Annotated in this window: 11 protein-coding genes; 3 read left to right on the top strand and 8 right to left on the bottom strand. The window is 70.6% G+C overall.

Annotated elements, in window-relative coordinates; all coding sequences use genetic code 11:
- Positions 1-16 precede the first annotated feature (16 nt).
- The 4 genes from Pph01_RS28200 to Pph01_RS28215 form a co-directional block, all read right to left on the bottom strand.
- Positions 17-1,165, bottom strand: a complete 1,149-nt coding sequence (locus Pph01_RS28200) for a thiolase family protein (protein WP_204076192.1) — start codon at positions 1,163-1,165, stop codon at positions 17-19.
- Positions 1,166-1,327: 162 nt separating this feature from the next.
- Positions 1,328-2,347, bottom strand: a complete 1,020-nt coding sequence (locus tag Pph01_RS28205; protein ID WP_204076193.1) for a thiolase family protein — start codon at positions 2,345-2,347, stop codon at positions 1,328-1,330.
- A gap of 13 nt (positions 2,348-2,360) precedes the next feature.
- Complete coding sequence (locus Pph01_RS28210) at positions 2,361-3,263, bottom strand: Zn-ribbon domain-containing OB-fold protein (RefSeq protein ID WP_373315690.1); 903 nt, start codon at positions 3,261-3,263, stop codon at positions 2,361-2,363.
- Positions 3,253-4,833, bottom strand: a complete 1,581-nt coding sequence (locus Pph01_RS28215) for an acyl-CoA synthetase (RefSeq protein ID WP_204076194.1) — start codon at positions 4,831-4,833, stop codon at positions 3,253-3,255. The genes Pph01_RS28210 and Pph01_RS28215 overlap by 11 nt, the downstream gene beginning before the upstream one ends.
- Before the next feature lie 185 nt (positions 4,834-5,018).
- On the opposite strand from Pph01_RS28215, the gene Pph01_RS28220 reads away from it, so the two are divergent.
- On the top strand, positions 5,019-5,834 hold the full coding sequence (locus tag Pph01_RS28220) for a crotonase/enoyl-CoA hydratase family protein (RefSeq protein WP_204076195.1): 816 nt from the start codon (positions 5,019-5,021) through the stop codon (positions 5,832-5,834).
- A gap of 25 nt (positions 5,835-5,859) precedes the next feature.
- Here the strand turns inward: Pph01_RS28220 and Pph01_RS28225 are convergent, their stop codons facing one another.
- From Pph01_RS28225 to Pph01_RS28240, 4 genes are all read right to left on the bottom strand, one after another.
- The gene (locus Pph01_RS28225) at positions 5,860-7,071 is read right to left on the bottom strand and encodes a damage-control phosphatase ARMT1 family protein (protein WP_204076196.1); all 1,212 of its coding nucleotides are present in this window, start codon (positions 7,069-7,071) and stop codon (positions 5,860-5,862) included.
- Between the two features lie 131 nt (positions 7,072-7,202).
- Entirely contained in the window at positions 7,203-9,032 is a 1,830-nt protein-coding gene (locus Pph01_RS28230) for a hypothetical protein (RefSeq protein WP_204076197.1), read from the bottom strand.
- Between the two features lie 9 nt (positions 9,033-9,041).
- Positions 9,042-10,871, bottom strand: coding sequence for a hypothetical protein (locus Pph01_RS28235; RefSeq protein ID WP_204076198.1), 1,830 nt, complete (start codon positions 10,869-10,871; stop codon positions 9,042-9,044).
- 109 nt (positions 10,872-10,980) lie between these two features.
- Complete coding sequence (locus tag Pph01_RS28240) at positions 10,981-12,093, bottom strand: NAD(P)H-dependent flavin oxidoreductase (RefSeq protein WP_204076199.1); 1,113 nt, start codon at positions 12,091-12,093, stop codon at positions 10,981-10,983.
- A gap of 260 nt (positions 12,094-12,353) precedes the next feature.
- Here Pph01_RS28240 and Pph01_RS28245 point away from each other — a divergent pair, with 260 nt between their 5' ends.
- Positions 12,354-13,313 (top strand): LysR family transcriptional regulator, encoded by a 960-nt coding sequence (locus Pph01_RS28245; RefSeq protein ID WP_204076200.1) that lies wholly within the window; start codon positions 12,354-12,356, stop codon positions 13,311-13,313.
- Between the two features lie 87 nt (positions 13,314-13,400).
- Positions 13,401-14,897, top strand: a complete 1,497-nt coding sequence (locus Pph01_RS28250; RefSeq protein ID WP_204076201.1) for a S1 family peptidase — start codon at positions 13,401-13,403, stop codon at positions 14,895-14,897.
- Positions 14,898-15,032 lie beyond the last annotated feature (135 nt).

Consider the following 15,032-nt stretch of genomic DNA (forward strand, 5'->3'; position numbering starts at 1 on the left):
CGGGAGGGCTGACCGATCAGGGTTTCTGCGCTCCGACGATCCACATGGCGAAGAATTGCGCCCCTCCGCCGTAGGCGTGGCCGAGGGCCGTGCGGGCGCCGTCGACCTGATGTTCACCGGCCATGCCTCTCACCTGCAGCGCCGCCTCCGCGAACCGGATCAGGCCGGAGGCGCCGATGGGGTTGGAGGACAGCACTCCGCCCGAGGCGTTCCACGGGATGTCGCCGTCGAACGCCGTGCAGCCGGCCTCGGTGAGCTTCCATCCCTCGCCTTCGGCGGCGAAGCCGAGGTTCTCCAGCCACATCGGCTCGTACCAGGAGAAGGGCACGTACACCTCGGCGACGTCGATCTCCCTGCGCGGATCGGTGATGCCGGCCTGGCGGTAGACGTCGGCCGCGCAGTCCTTGCCGGCCTGCGGACTCACCGTGTCGCGATCGGCCCGCGCCATCGGCTCGGACCGCATGGCGGTGCCGTGCACCCAGGCGGGCGTCCCGGTCACCTTGTCCTCGGAGGCGAGCACCATCGCGCAGGCGCCGTCCGACGACGGGCAGGTCTCGAGGTAGCGGATCGGCTCCCACAACATCGGCGTCGACTCGACCATCTGCCGGTTGATGCCGGGGATCTTCAGATGGGCGTAGGGGTTCTTCAGGGCGTTCTGCCGGTCCTTGACCGCGACCAGCGTGCCGATGTGGTCGGGCGCGCCCGACCTGCGCATGTACTCGCGGATGTGCGGCGCGAAGTACCCGCCCGCGCCGACGACGAGCGAGGCGTTGAACGGCAGGTGCGTGGACAGCGCCCAGGTCGCGTTCGACTCCGACTGCTTCTCGAAGGCGACCACGAGCACGCGGTCGTGCACTCCGCCCTGGATCAGCGACGCGCCGACCAGCGCCGTCGACCCGCCGACCGACCCCGCCGTGTGGACGCGCGTCATCGGCTTGCCCGCCGCGCCCAGCGCGTCCGCGAGGTACGCCTCGGGCATCATCACGCCCTCGAACAGGTCGGGGGCCTTGCCGATCACGACGGCGTCGATGTCCTTGAACGTCAGGCCCGCGTCTTCGAGCGCGCGGAGGGCGGCCTCCCTGACCAGACCGGCGATGGAGACGTCCCGCCGCTTGGTCTGGTAGCGCGTCTGGCCGACGCCGATCACGGCACAACGGTTACCCACGGCAGCACCTCGATTGCATGATCACGATCGACGACTTCCCGGCTCAGGGCGTGAATTCACGAACTTGTGCATGATCACGCCAGGGGTTTTCGCAGGTGGGCGGCCCTGATCACGAACCTGTGCATGATCACGGCCAAGGGCGGGGGGCGGGGGCATGAGCGGTCACGCCTCCAGGACGGTGACGAGGTTGTGCTGGAGGCAGGGGCCCGACGTGGCGTGGGCGACGGTGCGGCCGGCGCCGCCGTCGAGGATCCGCGACGCTGCCTCGCCGATGCGGATCAGCCCCGTCGCCATGACGGGGTTGGCCGCGAGCGCCCCGCCCGAGGGGTTGACCACCGTCTCCGCCGGCAACTCGAGCGCCTGGCGGAGGATGAGCTCCTCGTGGCTGAACTGAGCGTGCAGCTCCGCGACGTCGACCGGCCCCTTGCCGACCCCCGCCGCCCGGCCGGCGGCCTCCGCGGACGGCGACCGCGTGAGGTCACGCATGCCGAGGTAGTGGGGCTCGATCCGGTGGGCGATGCCGGTGATCCAGGCGGGGCGCTCCGCCAGCTCCCGGGCGAGGTCGCCCGCGGCCAGCACGATCGCGGCGGCGCCGTCGGTGATCGGCGCCACGTCGTACGGCCTGAGCGGCGCGACCTCGAACTCCTCCCCGGCGGGGTCGCCGAGGTCGAGCGCGTGGGGATTGTTCCGGCCGTCCGCGCGGCTGCGCCGTACGATCTCGTCGAGCTCGGCCCGGCCCGCACCGTACGCGCTCGCCTGCAGGGCGGCGAAGGAGACCTGGTCGAGACCGAGCGGCGCCAGATAGTACGGGTCGAGCTGTAGGGTCATGATCTCCCGGAGGTCGCCCATGGACGACTTGCCGAAGCCGTAGACCAGCGCCGAGTCCACGTCTCCGTGCTGGAGCCGCACCCAGGCCTCGTACAGGGCCCACGCGGCGTCCATCTCGACGTGGCTCTCCGAGATCGGCGGCCAGGCTCCGATGGAGTCCAGCGCGGAGACGAAGGAGAACGGCGCACCGGCCAGGTAGTCGCAGCTCCCGGAGCAGGTGAACCCGAACCTCGACAGGCCGGTACGTTCCTTGACCTCCTGGATCACCGGGTGGATCAGCTCGAAGTCGGTCAGTCCCTCGTCGTGGTCGGTGTGCTGGGTCTGGGCGAAGGCGATGACCGCCACCTCACGCATACGGCTCCTCCCCTCACAGCTCGACGTCCGGCTCGCCCGTGGGGGCGAACCATCGGATGTTGGCCATCGACATCGTGCGTTCCTCCGGCGGCGCCCAGACGGCCCTGACGCGCATCCCCTGACGCACCTCGTGGGCCGGCACGTCGCCCATCAGCGCGATCATCGGGACGTCCGCCCCGTCGAGCAGGATGTAGGCCGACACGAACGGCACCTCGGGCGCCCGCGGGTCGGGGAGGTTGTTGATCGCGAAGGTCGTCACGGTGCCGGTGTCGGGCAGCTCGACCTCTTCGGAGATCGCCGAGCCGCACTCGGGGCACGACGTCCGGAAGGGCATGTAGACCTTGACGCAGCGGGTGCAGCGCCCGCCCAGGAAGACGCCATCGCGGACGCCCTCCAGGAACCGGGCGAGCGACCGGCCAGGCCGGACGCGGTACTCCATGCGGATGGGCGCGACCATCGCCGTGACTTCCGGAACGAAGCACGAAATATCGGTTATGTGGCCGATGCGGTCCGCCTCCGGCTTCCATCGGGGACGGACGCGCAGCCCCGGATGCATCGCCTTCGCCCCGTCGGCGCCGACCGCGTGGACGAGCGCCGTGTCCGCGCCGTCCAGCTTGATCAGCGCCCACGCGAACGGCCGGTCCAGCGGGTGGCCCTTACGCGGCGCGTCGACCCAGGCCCAGCTCATCACGGTTCCGGCCGGGCCGACCTCGACGAAGTCGCCGGTCACCGGCTCCCCCGTCTCCGGCTCGTACTCCAGCGGCGGCACGAGCACCCGGCCCTCGGCGGTGCGCACCCCGACGACGCGGCCGTCGCGCAGCTCCGTGAGGAAGCGCCCGATCACCGGCCCCGTCGTCCGCGTGTATCCACCGGGGAACTCGAGCGCGTGCTCGGCGACCAGCGGTTCAGATGGCACGGTCACGGCCCTCCCAGTACGGGTCACGGAGTTTGCGCTTGAGGAGCTTGCCGTTCGGTTCGCGCGGCATGTCCTCGATGAAGTCGACGGTCTTCGGCCACTTCATCCGCGACAGCCGGCCTTCGAGCGAGCCGAGGATCTCCGCGGCCAGCTCGGGTCCGGGGTCGTTGCCGGGCATGGGCTCGACGACCGCCTTGATCTGCTCACCCCACTCGTCGTCGGGGATGCCGAAGACGGCGACGTCGGCGACCTTGGGATGGACCATCAGCTCGTTCTCGATCTCGGCCGGATAGATGTTGGTCCCACCCGAGATGATCATGTCGGCCTTGCGGTCGCACAGGAACAGGTAGCCCTCTTCGTTGAGATAACCGATGTCCCCGACAGTGAAGTAGTCAGTGTCTCCACCGACCCCCCTTCGGGCACCCGCCCCCGCCGCGAGCCTGTTCGCGGCGGTCTTCTCGGGATCGCCCTTGTACTCGAAGGCCATCCCCATCTTCATGTAGATCGTGCCGGGGGTCCCCACGGGAACGGGTTCATGGTCGTCGTCCACGATGAGCAGCTCGCTGATCGGCCAGGCCGTGCCGACCGTGCCCGGGTGCTTCTTCCAGCCGTCCGGGGTGGCGAGGGTGCCGCCGCCCTCCGTGGCCGCGTAGTACTCGTAGACGCAGTCGCCCCACCACTCGAACATCGCCCACTTGACCGGGACGGGACAGGGGGCGGCCGCGTGGATCATCCACCTGAGCGAGGACAGGTCGTACCGCGACTTGACCTCGTCGGGCAGCGCGAGCAGGCGCTTGAAGTGCGTCGGGACCATGTGCGAGTTGGTCACGCCGTGCTTCTCGCACAGCCGCAGCGTCTCCTCTGCGTCCCACTTGTCCATGTAGACCAGCGTGTGGCCCATGTGCAGGGCCGTGCCGCCGAACTGCGTCACGGCGGTGTGGTAGTTCGGCGAGGTGACCAGGTGGGCGTTGGGACGGCCGGGCGTCACGCCGAACAACGTCAGCAACCCCGTCATGAGCTCCGCGGCGTCGTCCGGATCCAGCCCGGTCAGGCCCCGCCTGACGCCCTTGGGACGGCCCGTCGTACCCGACGTGTAGTGCATCGTGGCGCCGGCCGTACGGTCCTCGGGAGCCGAGTCCGGCTGGCCCTCGGTCAGCTCCGCGACCGGCCGGAAGCCGTCGATCGTCCCGAACGAGAACCGGCGCTCGGGCTCGATCTCCTCGGCGGCCCTGACGGCCTCGGCGGCGTACCGCTCGTGGGCGAAGAAGGCCTTGGCCTCGCTGTCGGCCAGGATGTAGGCGATCTCGGGACCCGTCAGGTGCCAGTTGACCGGCGTGTAGTACCAGCCCACCTGCAACGCCGCCAGGTAGAGCGTGAGCCCGTCCACCCCGTTGGGCATGAGGCCGCAGATGCCGTCCCCGGCCTTCAGCCCGAGCGCGCGCAGACCGTGGACCAAGCGGTTGGCCCGCGACAGCACCTCGCCGGCCGTGTACTCGGCGCCGTCGGGATCGATCGCGGCGATCCACCCAGGATCCGCCTGCGCAAGCCTCCAGAAACCCAGCGAGCCCATCGGAACTCCCTTGTCCGGTGCGTACTGACTTCCCCCGGATCGCCGCAGTGAAGCACGTTCTCGTTCTATCGACAAGCCCTGGCATTACTGGGGGGTTACGAACAAGAATCTGTTCTAGTTCGTAGACGCACACTAACCCGGGCCGCCCCTGCCGAGCAATCGCTTGATCAATTTGGAGAGTCTCCATGGAGCTCCTGTCAATCAGCACGCCGCACTGCCGCGTCGAGCGCGACGGACATGTCGTCGTCGTCACGATGGACCGCCCTGAGGCCAGGAACGCCCTCTCCATGGACATGCTGGTCGGCCTCGCCGACGCGTGGGCCTACATCTCCGCCGAGCCGGACGTGCGCGTGGGCATCCTGACGGGTGCGAACGGCACGTTCTGCGCGGGCGCCGACCTCAAGGCCATGGGCACGCCGTCCAGCGACCCGCGCGTCCTCCAGCGTGCCCAGGAGATCCCCGACGTCCACTGGAAGGGCCTGTTGCGCGGCAGCGGGGCCCTGCCCACCAAACCGATCATCTGCGCGGTGGAGGGCTACGCGGTGGCCGGCGGCACGGAGCTGCTCGTCGGCACGGACCTGCGGATCGTGGCCGAGTCGGCGACACTCGGCCTGTTCGAGGCCCGCCGGGCGCTGTTCCCGATGGGAGGAAGCGCCGTACGGCTGCCGCGTCAGATCCCGTACGCGTTCGCGATGGACGTGCTGCTGACCGGGCGGGCGATCACCGCGCAGGAGGCGCTGTCGATGGGCCTGGTCAACCGGGTCGTGCCGGACGGTGAGGCGCTCGCCGCCGCCCGTGAGACGGCCGACCAGGTCGCGGCGTGCGGTCCGCTGGCCGTGCAGGCGATCCTGCGCACCTACCGCGAGACCCTCGGCATGGCGGAGGAGGAGGCGCTCAAGGTGTCGGACGCCATCGGCTGGCCGGTCATCGGCTCGCAGGACGCCAAGGAGGGGTCGCTCGCGTTCCGCGAGAAGCGCCCGGCCGTCTACCGAGGCGAGTAGGCGACACGTCCCACCCCGGATCGGGTCAGGCCCGGCCCTGGATCAGCGCCCGGGTACCCGTCGTACGCCACCGTTCCCCCGTCGCGTCGAGCGCGGCCGTCACGTCCGGTGCGACGCCGACGAGGACGTCCGACTTGAGCGTGCGCAACGCGACCACGGGCCCGGGGAAGTACGCGGTGACCTCGGCGAACGGGATGTCCGACGGCCACAGCCTGTCGCCGACGAGCCTGCGGTAGTTGAGGTCGCCCTTGGTGAGGGTCAGCGACGCGTCGGCGAAGTCGTCCCGCAGGCTGTCCGGCATGTCGCTGTAGGGCAGCGGAGCGCACGCGAAGGGGTGGGTGCGCAGCACGAGGCGCCCCGACCTCAGGGCCTGCCGGAGACGCACCCCGGCCTTGCCCGCCTCGCCCGGCGCTCCGGCCAGGCGCCGAAGGCCGGCAAGGACGTCCGCGGGCGTGGCGTCGGACACGAAGTACGGCTGCGGCTTGACGTGCAGCACGACCTCGGTGGCCAGCCGCCGGGCGAGGAGATGGTCGATCAGGGCCAGGTCGGGCAGCAACTCGCGGCCGGCGTTGTCCGCGACGAAGACGATCCGGCCGGGAGGGCCGTCGTGCACCAGAGACCACAGGAGCGCGCTGTCGTCGGCGACGAGGTCGGCCGACTTGTCGTCTCCGAGCTCACCGGTGATCTGGAAGGTGAGGTCGGCGCGGTTCCCCCACAGGGAGGCGAGGAGCAGCGCCGTCTCCTTCTCGGCCTGGGACGCCGAGGCGACCGTGTCCAGGCTCGCGAGTTCCTCGTCGACGACCGAGCCCGCGAGTTCGGCCTGCTTGAACGGCTCGAACGGGTCGACGCCCCGCCACGGCCCGTCCGCGAAGTACCCCGTGGCCTCGAGCACCCTGCGGTAGAAGAAGCTCTCCGCCCAGAGGAAGGGCGCGTCCGTCCATCGTCCGCGAAGGTAGGCGCGTCCCCAGGTCAGCCAGGCCGCGAAGTCGTGGGCCGAGGCCTCGAGAGGCTGCATCGTGTCGGAGATGGCCTCCTCGAGCAGCCGGTCGAGCGCCTCGAGCCGATCAGGCGAGTACGGCAGGGCATCCCTGACCTGCCTGATGAGGGCCGGATGCCGGTCGCGGAAGACGCCCAGCGCGTAGGCTCCCGGCACGTTGCCGAGGATCGGCGGGGCGCTCACGGCCGTCCCCCGCCGCTCGTGCTCCGCGTCGCCGGCCGCCGGCGTCCTGTCGCCCATCTCTCCACAGCCCCCCAGTCCGGCGCCCAATGGTCAGCTTGCATTCCATCATCACCGGACCGGCGGACCCGGCACCGCCCTCACCGGCGCCGTCCCCCTCCAGCCTCATCGGCGCCGCGAGGCCGGGGAGGTCACGACGGCACCGGCGCCGGGTCGCCGACGGCGACGGCCTTCACGCAGATGCCTCCGTTGACGGAGAGCGGCAGCGATCGGACGGCGGAGCGCACGGGGAAGTACACGACACCGTCCCCTCTCTTCATCGGCAGCGTCACCAGCCGCCCGTCCACCGTCGCGGTCGCCTCCGTGTCGCCCAGCGCGGCGTAGCCGATGCCCGCGACGGTCACCGGCCCGCCGTCCGTGCTCAGCGGAAGGTCGACCACGTCGCCGGTCGCGGGGAAGCACGGCAGGCCCGCGGGAGGACCGAGCAGGCCGCCCTTGATCGTCATCTTGACCAGCCGGCCCTTGTCGTCGAAGACGCGGGGCTCTGTGGACGGTCGCGGTGCGCGCATGCTCTCGACGGCCCACTCCGGGGCCACGGGTGCGAGCACGCGGGAGGTCAGGTCGGTGAGGCCGGTCGCCGGGATCGGCATCTCCAGCGGCACGTCGCTGGGGAAGATGACCGTGCCTGCGGGCGCCGCTGCGAGGGCGCGGGCCGCGTTGCCGATGTACGCCCGCTGCTCGGTGGTGTCGATCAGCCCGCCGAAGGAGCTGATCGACAGGATCGACAGCGCGGCCATCACGCCCCCGAGCACTCCGGCCGCCGCCTTGACGGCCGGCCCGGACGGCGGCCTGATCAGGTAAGTCCGGCGACCGTTCTCGGCCAGGTCGCGGACGGGGAGGAAGGCGAGGGCCAGACACACGGCGACCACCGGCGCGGCGTCCGAGACGTACCGCATCTCCCGGCCGGACCACTCGGTGGCACGGCCCAGCCAGGTGAACAGGGTGTCGGCCACCAGGAGCCACGTCAGCAGGACGAGCCAGGCCCGCCACGCGCCCCGGCGGAAGACCATGCTCGTCACGAAGGCCAGCGTCCAGACGATTCCGGCGACGACCACGAGCGCGACCGGTGGCGACGCGTTGGCGAAGTGGCCGGCGCCCGGCTGCCAGGCGGCGGGGCCGCCGATCGCGCCCGTGAAGAACGTCGCACCGATCAGCCGCCCGGCGTACGGCAGCAGGCCGATGCCGCGTTCGACGCCCACGGCCACGTACGAGCTGGCCGTGGCACCCGAGACGAGGTAGACCGTGCCGTACCCGGCGAGCAGCAGGCCGTGCAGAACAAGAAGCAGGCGCCGCCGCAGGAGCAGCCGGAGCGCGTCGCGGACGCCGCGGACCCCGGAGACGAGGATCGGGGCGGCGACCACCGTCACCACCACGAGCAGCAGCGGGATGACGGCCGCCTTGACGAAGAAGAACAGGCCGAAGGCCGTCCAGGCCACCGCTCGCAGACCCGGCCCGAGAGTTCCCTCGCGAAGGTGGCGGACGTGGGCGTACAGCGCGCCCGCCACGGCGAGCTGGAGGGGGACGCTGAGCACGGCCGCCGAGTACCAGGCGACCGCGGGCACCGTCAGCGGCGAGAACAGGTAGAAGGCGAGCGGCGCCAGGATCGCCGGCCTGTCGCCGAACAGCAGGCGCAAGGTGCGCAGGACGTAGACGTACGCCCCGACCTGCAGGAGGAGCACCACGGACCAGGTCAGGACCCAGTTGTATCCGGCGGCCCAGGTGAGGATCCAGGTGAGGAGCAGGCCTCCCGGCATGTGCTGGCCGTACACCGGCTGGGTCAGGTAGGACCAGCCGGGCGGTCCCTCCGTGGCGAGGGCGACGAAGCGGAAGTCGTCGACGCTGTACCAGGTGGCGCGCAGCGCGACCACCTGGCAGACGACGGACAGGGGGATCATCGCCCAGGCCGCGGCGGCGATCCTCTTCCCGTGCCGCCACGCCGGCAGCGCGATCCTCGGTGACACTGGGGAGCCTCAGCCTTCCGTGGCCGGCACGGCGACGCCGACGACGCCGCCCGTAACGCAGATGTTCTGCGTCGTGGTGATCTGCATTTCCGTGCTTTTCGCGCGCGTCATGAAATACATGTTGTGGTTGCCGGCGGGAAGCGTCAGGTCGACCCTCGTCGTCCCCATCAGCACGGTCGCCGGGCCGCCGGCCGCGTCGAGGTAGGAGAACCCGGCGAGGGCGTAGTCGCCCTTGGTGGCGATCGGGATCGTCATGGTGCCGCCCATGCGCGGGAAGCACCGCGCACCTCCAGGCGGCCGCGCCTGGCCGGCGAAGGGCCGCATGGCCGTCAGGTTCCCGTCGGAGTCCAGGACCTTGGGGTCGACCGACGGCTGCGGGTCGCGCATCATCGCGCGGACGTCTGGAGGCGCGAGCGGGCCGAGCACGTGCGCGCTGAGGTTGGCCTCCCCGAACCCGTAGAACAGCACGTCGTCGGGCAGCGCGTGCGGATACAGCTGGGTGCCCGGCGGGAGGGTCGCGAGAGTGCGCTGGGCGGTCGCCAGGTAGGTCCGGTCACGATCGGCCCTCGCCTCGAAGCCCGACGTGAAGCGCTCGACGGATACGACCGACAGGAGCAGGCAGGCGCCCGCGAACACGCCTCCGGCGGCCGCCGCCCTGCCCGCGGGGAACGCCCGTCTGTACGGCTCCCGCTCATCCCGAACCGGGAGCGTGGCGAGCGCGAGGCACAGCGCGAGCGCGAGCGCGGCGTCGGCGAGGTACCGCGGTTCGAGGGCCTGCGAGGCGTAATGCCCGCGTCCCAGCACGACCGGCACGAAGTCGACGACGAGCAGGTAGGCGATCAGGCCCGCCCACGCCCAGCCCGCGGCTCTGCGGCAGCGCAGGGTCACCACGATGAGCGCGGCGAAGACCAGCCACGACGACACCAGCAGCAGACCCGGAGGGACGGCCCAGCCGCCGTACCAGTCGATCGGACCGCCCAGAGCGAGCGTGGGGAACACCTTGCCGAGCAGGGTCCCGGCGAAGGCGGCCGTCTCCGAGAAGGAGGGGAACCCGACGGGCTGGTCCGACGTGTCGAGCCCGAGCGCGAAGAACACGGCGCAGGCGGCGAGCACCGCGGCGTAGACCAGCCAGGCCCTCAGGTGGCGGACCACGGCCGTCCGCACGCCGCCGAAGTATCCCGCCGTCACCACGAGGGCCAGCAGGGGGAAGGCGCCCGCGGCCTTGAGGAAGAACGACCCCAGGGCCATGAGGAACCAGAAGGCCGCGGCCGCGACGTGGCGCATGCGCCCGCTGCGCAGGTAGAGGACGTGCGAGGTCAGGGCGAGCGCGAGCGTGAGCTGGAGGGGGACGGCCTCGAGTCCGGCCGCCCACCACAGCAGCGCGGGCACCGTGAGCGGCGTGAAGAGGTACAGCCCGAACGGGACCAGGATCGCGGGACGCGACCCGAACAGCACCCGCAGCAGCCGGTAGACCGCGAACGACGCGGCGACCTGCAGGACCAGCAGCGCCGACGCGGCGAGGACCCAGTTGTAGACGTCCGCGCGGGAGACGGCCCAGACGACGGCGAACCCGACGGGGAGCAGCTTCGGGCCGTACAACGACGTGAGGTAGTCCCAGTCGAAGGGGTGCTCCATGGCCCTGACGATGTAGGCGTAGTCGTCGCCCCAGAAGAAGCTCCGGCCGAGCAGCACGCCCTTCCACACCAGCTGGACCGTGACGAGCACCGCCGCGACCAGGCTGAGCCCGTGACGCCGTAGGAAGCCCGCGCCCATCCAGGAGGGGAGCGCGAGCTCCACGACGACCTCTCCCCCACCCGCGGCCTGCTTCGAGGTCGCCACGTGACTCCCGCCCGTTTCACCGAATAATCGTCCAAAGACGATTTAGTCGACTCCTGTGCTCACGGGCGAGCACACGGGGATAACGTTTGGCCTCGCACGCCGCGGACGGTCAGTCGGCCGTGATGCGGTCGAGGCGCTCCATCGCCTCGATGTACTCCTCGACCATCTCGAAGACGACCTGCCGGGCCGTCTTGACCTGGTTCATCGCACCGATGATCTGCCCCGCGGGGAAGGTGGCGAGCTCCGCCGCGTCGGAGTTGCCGATCCGGCGCAACGCGGGCGAGACCAGCATGTACTGCAGCGGCATCGGCAGCGTCCCGGGAGAGTCGGCGGACTCCCAGGCGTCGGTCCACTCGTTCTTGAGCAGCCGCGCGGGCTTGCCGGTCCAACTGCGCGACCGGACGGTGTCACGCGAGGTGGCCTCCAGGATGCGCTTCTTGGCCATCTCCGGAGTGTCTGCCTCCTCCACGGTGAGCCAGATGGACCCGGTCCACACGCCGTCGGCTCCGAGCGCCATCCCCGCGGCCATCTGACGGCCGCCGCCGATGCCTCCCGCGGCCAGGACGGGCACGTCGACCGCGTCGACGACCTGGGGGATCAGCACCATCGTGGAGATCTCCCCGGTGTGCCCGCCCGCCTCGGTGCCCTGCGCCACGATGACGTCCACGCCCACCTCGACCTGCTTGATCGCGTGACGCGGAGTGGAGGCGAGCGCGGCCACCTTGACGCCCTTCGAGTGGGCGAGCTCGACCACGTCGGCCGGCGGCGGGCCGAGGGCGTTGGCCAGCAGCGCGATGGGGTGCTTCAGCGCCACCTCGACCTGCGGACGCGCGGTCGCGTCCGTCCAGCCGAGCAGCACCTTCCCGGGATCGGACCCGGTCAGGGTCGGCACGTTGTGCTTGGCGAGCAGGTCCTCGACGAAGGCCCGGTGCTCGGGTGTGATCATTCCCTGTAGCCGGGCGACCAGGTCGGCCGGAGAGTCGAGGCCGAGGTCGGAGCCGGCGTAGGACGCCGGCATGACCACGTCCACGCCGTACGGCCGGCCGCCGACGTGCTCGTCGATCCAGGCGAGCTCCACCTCGAGCTCTTCCGGCGTGTAGGCGAGGGCGCCGAGCACTCCCATGCCGCCGGCGCGGCTGACCGCGGCGACGACGTCCCGGCAATGACTGAAAGCGAAGATCGGCAACTCGATGCCGAACATGTCGGTGACACGGGTCCGCATGCCTCGACTGTACGACCGGATGCCACGAAACTGCAACGCGTTCTACAACGCCGATTTTCATCGGTCCTACCACCCGGTAACCACACGGGATCACCATGATGATCAGCTGACAAGAACACGTTTCAAACAACGCTCCGGACCTGCGGATCGACTCCGCGGACAATCGTCCCGACTCAATGGCGAAATCCCCGACGAATAAGAGTCAGATTTCATGACATAACAGCATTGCGGGCATACCACTGCGGTCGTAGTTTCCCGGTATGGATCTGGAGCTCCGCCACCTCAAGATCGTGCGAGCGGTCGCCGAGTCCGGCAGCGTCACCAAGGCCGCCACCCGGCTCGGCCTGGCCCAGCCGTCCCTGACCGCACAGCTCAAACGGATCGAGCGCACGCTCGGCGGTCCCCTTTTCGAGCGTGACCGCAACGGCGCGCGGCCGACGCCCCTCGGCGAGATGGTGCTCTCGCGCGCGCGGGTCCTGCTGCCCGCCGTGCGCGAGCTCCAGGAGGACGCGGTGCGGTTCGCCAACACGTCCGAGGACATCCCCGGGTACCGCATCGGAGCCACTCACGGGCCGATTCTCGGGGGGCTCGTCGAACGTCTGACCTCCGCTTATCCCACGACCCCCGTGACCACGCGCACCTCGTGGTCGGCGCGGGAGCTGACCTCGCTCGTCACCTCGGGCAGACTCGACTTCGCACTGGTCGGGACCTGCGGCGACAGCCCGCCGCCACAGGCCGAGGCGATGAGCTGGAGCACGGTCGCCGCCGATCCGGTCTTCGTCCTCCTGGCGGAGAACCATCCGCTCGCGGGAGAAGACGAGCTGGAGTTGTCCCAGCTCGCCGGCGAGTGCTGGGCCGTCGCGCCGGGAGACGGGTGTTTCGCCGACTGCTTCGCCGGCGCCTGCACGCGGGCGGGCTTCGTCCCCCTGTCCATCTACGAGACCGACGTCGCCACGTGCCTGCACCTGGTGGGCGTGGGAAAGACCGTCGCCCTCTGCCAGGCGACCTTCCAGCTGACGGCCGGTCTCGTGATGATGCCGCTGGTCGGCGCGCCGCTGCGCTGGCGTCATCTGCTCGGCTGGCACGACGACTCCGTCGCCTCGCGGGTCTCGTCCTCCGTCGTCCACCACGCGCGCGCCGCGCACGCCGACACCGTACGGCGAAGCCGTCGTTACGCCGACTGGCTCATCGCCCATCCCCGATTCAGGGCCGTTCCATAATTCGGCGGTAGGGGCCATCTGATAGATCCACACGCGGCAGCGGCTCGGTTACTTTGGCGGCACCCCCCACCACCCGAGGAGAGCCAAATGCCCCGCAGACGCACGGTCACCGCCGTATGCGCTCTGGTCATCGGCGCCATCACCGTGATGGCGTCTCCCGCGGCCGCCGCGCCCAACCCCGGCGCCGCTCCCGGATTCTCCGTCTCCGCCGTCAAACCTCCGCCCGGCATGGTCGAGGCCATGACGCGCGACCTCGACCTCAGCACCGACCAGGCCGAGGTCCGCCTGGTCAACGAGTCCCGGGCCGGTGCGGCCGAGTCCCAGCTCCGCAAGGACCTCAGCGACTCGTTCGCCGGCTCGTGGGTCGCGGGCGACACCTCCTCGACGCTCGTGGTCGCCACCACGGACGCGTCCAAGGCGGCCTCCATCACCGCGTCGGGCGTCCAGGCCAGGACGGTCGACTACAACCTCGCCACGCTGAACGCCGCCAAGCAGGCGCTGGACCTCAAGGCCGCGTCCGCGCCAAGGACCGCGCCCGTCTGGTACGTCGACGTCCGCAGCAACCGCGTCGTCGTCCTGACCTCGCAGCCCGCCCAGGCCGAGGCCTTCGTCGCCGCCAGCGGCGTGGACAGGGCTCTCGTGAGCGTCCAGTTGTCCAACGAGCAGCCCCGCACGTACTACAACGTCCGCGGCGGCGACGCGTACTACATCAACGGCTCCTCGCGTTGCTCCGTCGGCTTCGCCATCACCCGCGGAACCACCAACGGTTTCGTGAGCGCCGGGCACTGCGGCCGGGCGGGCAACTCGACGACCGGCTACAACCAGGTCGCGCAGGGCACCTTCCAGGGCTCCTCCTTCCCCGGGAACGACTACTCCTGGGTCGCCGTCAACAGCAACTGGACTCCCGTCCCCTACGTCAACAACGGCAGCGGCGGCAACGTCACCGTCAGCGGCTCGACCGTCGCCGTCGTCGGCGCCTCGATCTGCCGCTCCGGCTCCACCACCGGCTGGCACTGCGGCACCGTCCAGCAGCTCAACACCAGCGTGACCTACTCCCAGGGCACCGTCTCCGGAGTCACCCGCACCAACGTCTGCGCCGAACCCGGCGACTCCGGCGGCTCCTTCATCTCCGGCAGCCAGGCCCAGGGCGTCACCTCCGGCGGCTCGGGCAACTGCACCAGCGGCGGCACGACCTACTTCCAGCCCGTCAACGAGATCCTGTCGACCTACGGCCTCACCCTCGTGACGTCCGGGGGCGGCGGTGGCGGCGGCACGTGCACCGGCTACCAGAGCACCTACACCGGCAGCCTGAGCAGCGGCGCGAGCGCCTACCAGCCGAACGGCACGTACTACACGACGACCGTCACCGGCACCCACCGCGGCTGCCTCGACGGTCCGACCGGTGTCGACTTCGACCTCTACCTGCAGAAGTGGAACGGCAGCACGTGGGTCGACGTCGCGCAGGGCACCTCGTCCGGCCCTGACGAGACAGTCACCTACACCGGCACCGCCGGCCAGTACCGCTACCGCGTCCACGCCTACAGCGGATCCGGCTCCTACTCCCTGGGCGTCACCAGGCCGTAGCGGCGGACCCCCGGAACCGGCCGTGATCAGCCGGCCGTGAACCACAACACGCGACAGGCGCCGCCGTACACGTGTACGGCGGCGCCTCCGTGTCCCGCGGATCATCCGCAGGTAGATTCGGCACCGCTCCCCCCG

The sequence above is a fragment of the Planotetraspora phitsanulokensis genome (assembly GCF_016863295.1).
GTDB lineage: Bacteria > Actinomycetota > Actinomycetes > Streptosporangiales > Streptosporangiaceae > Planotetraspora > Planotetraspora phitsanulokensis.

What these genes read in the sequence shown, in the direction of transcription:
- Pph01_RS28205 (WP_204076193.1), bottom strand. Translation starts at nt 2,347, where the DNA reads ATGCGTGAGGTGGCGGTCATCGCCTTCGCCCAGACCCAGCACACCGAC.
- Pph01_RS28215 (WP_204076194.1), bottom strand. Translation starts at nt 4,833, where the DNA reads ATGGGCTCGCTGGGTTTCTGGAGGCTTGCGCAGGCGGATCCTGGGTGG.
- Pph01_RS28220 (WP_204076195.1), top strand. Translation starts at nt 5,019, where the DNA reads ATGGAGCTCCTGTCAATCAGCACGCCGCACTGCCGCGTCGAGCGCGAC.
- Pph01_RS28225 (WP_204076196.1), bottom strand. Translation starts at nt 7,071, where the DNA reads ATGGGCGACAGGACGCCGGCGGCCGGCGACGCGGAGCACGAGCGGCGG.
- Pph01_RS28240 (WP_204076199.1), bottom strand. Translation starts at nt 12,093, where the DNA reads ATGCGGACCCGTGTCACCGACATGTTCGGCATCGAGTTGCCGATCTTC.
- Pph01_RS28245 (WP_204076200.1), top strand. Translation starts at nt 12,354, where the DNA reads ATGGATCTGGAGCTCCGCCACCTCAAGATCGTGCGAGCGGTCGCCGAG.
- Pph01_RS28250 (WP_204076201.1), top strand. Translation starts at nt 13,401, where the DNA reads ATGCCCCGCAGACGCACGGTCACCGCCGTATGCGCTCTGGTCATCGGC.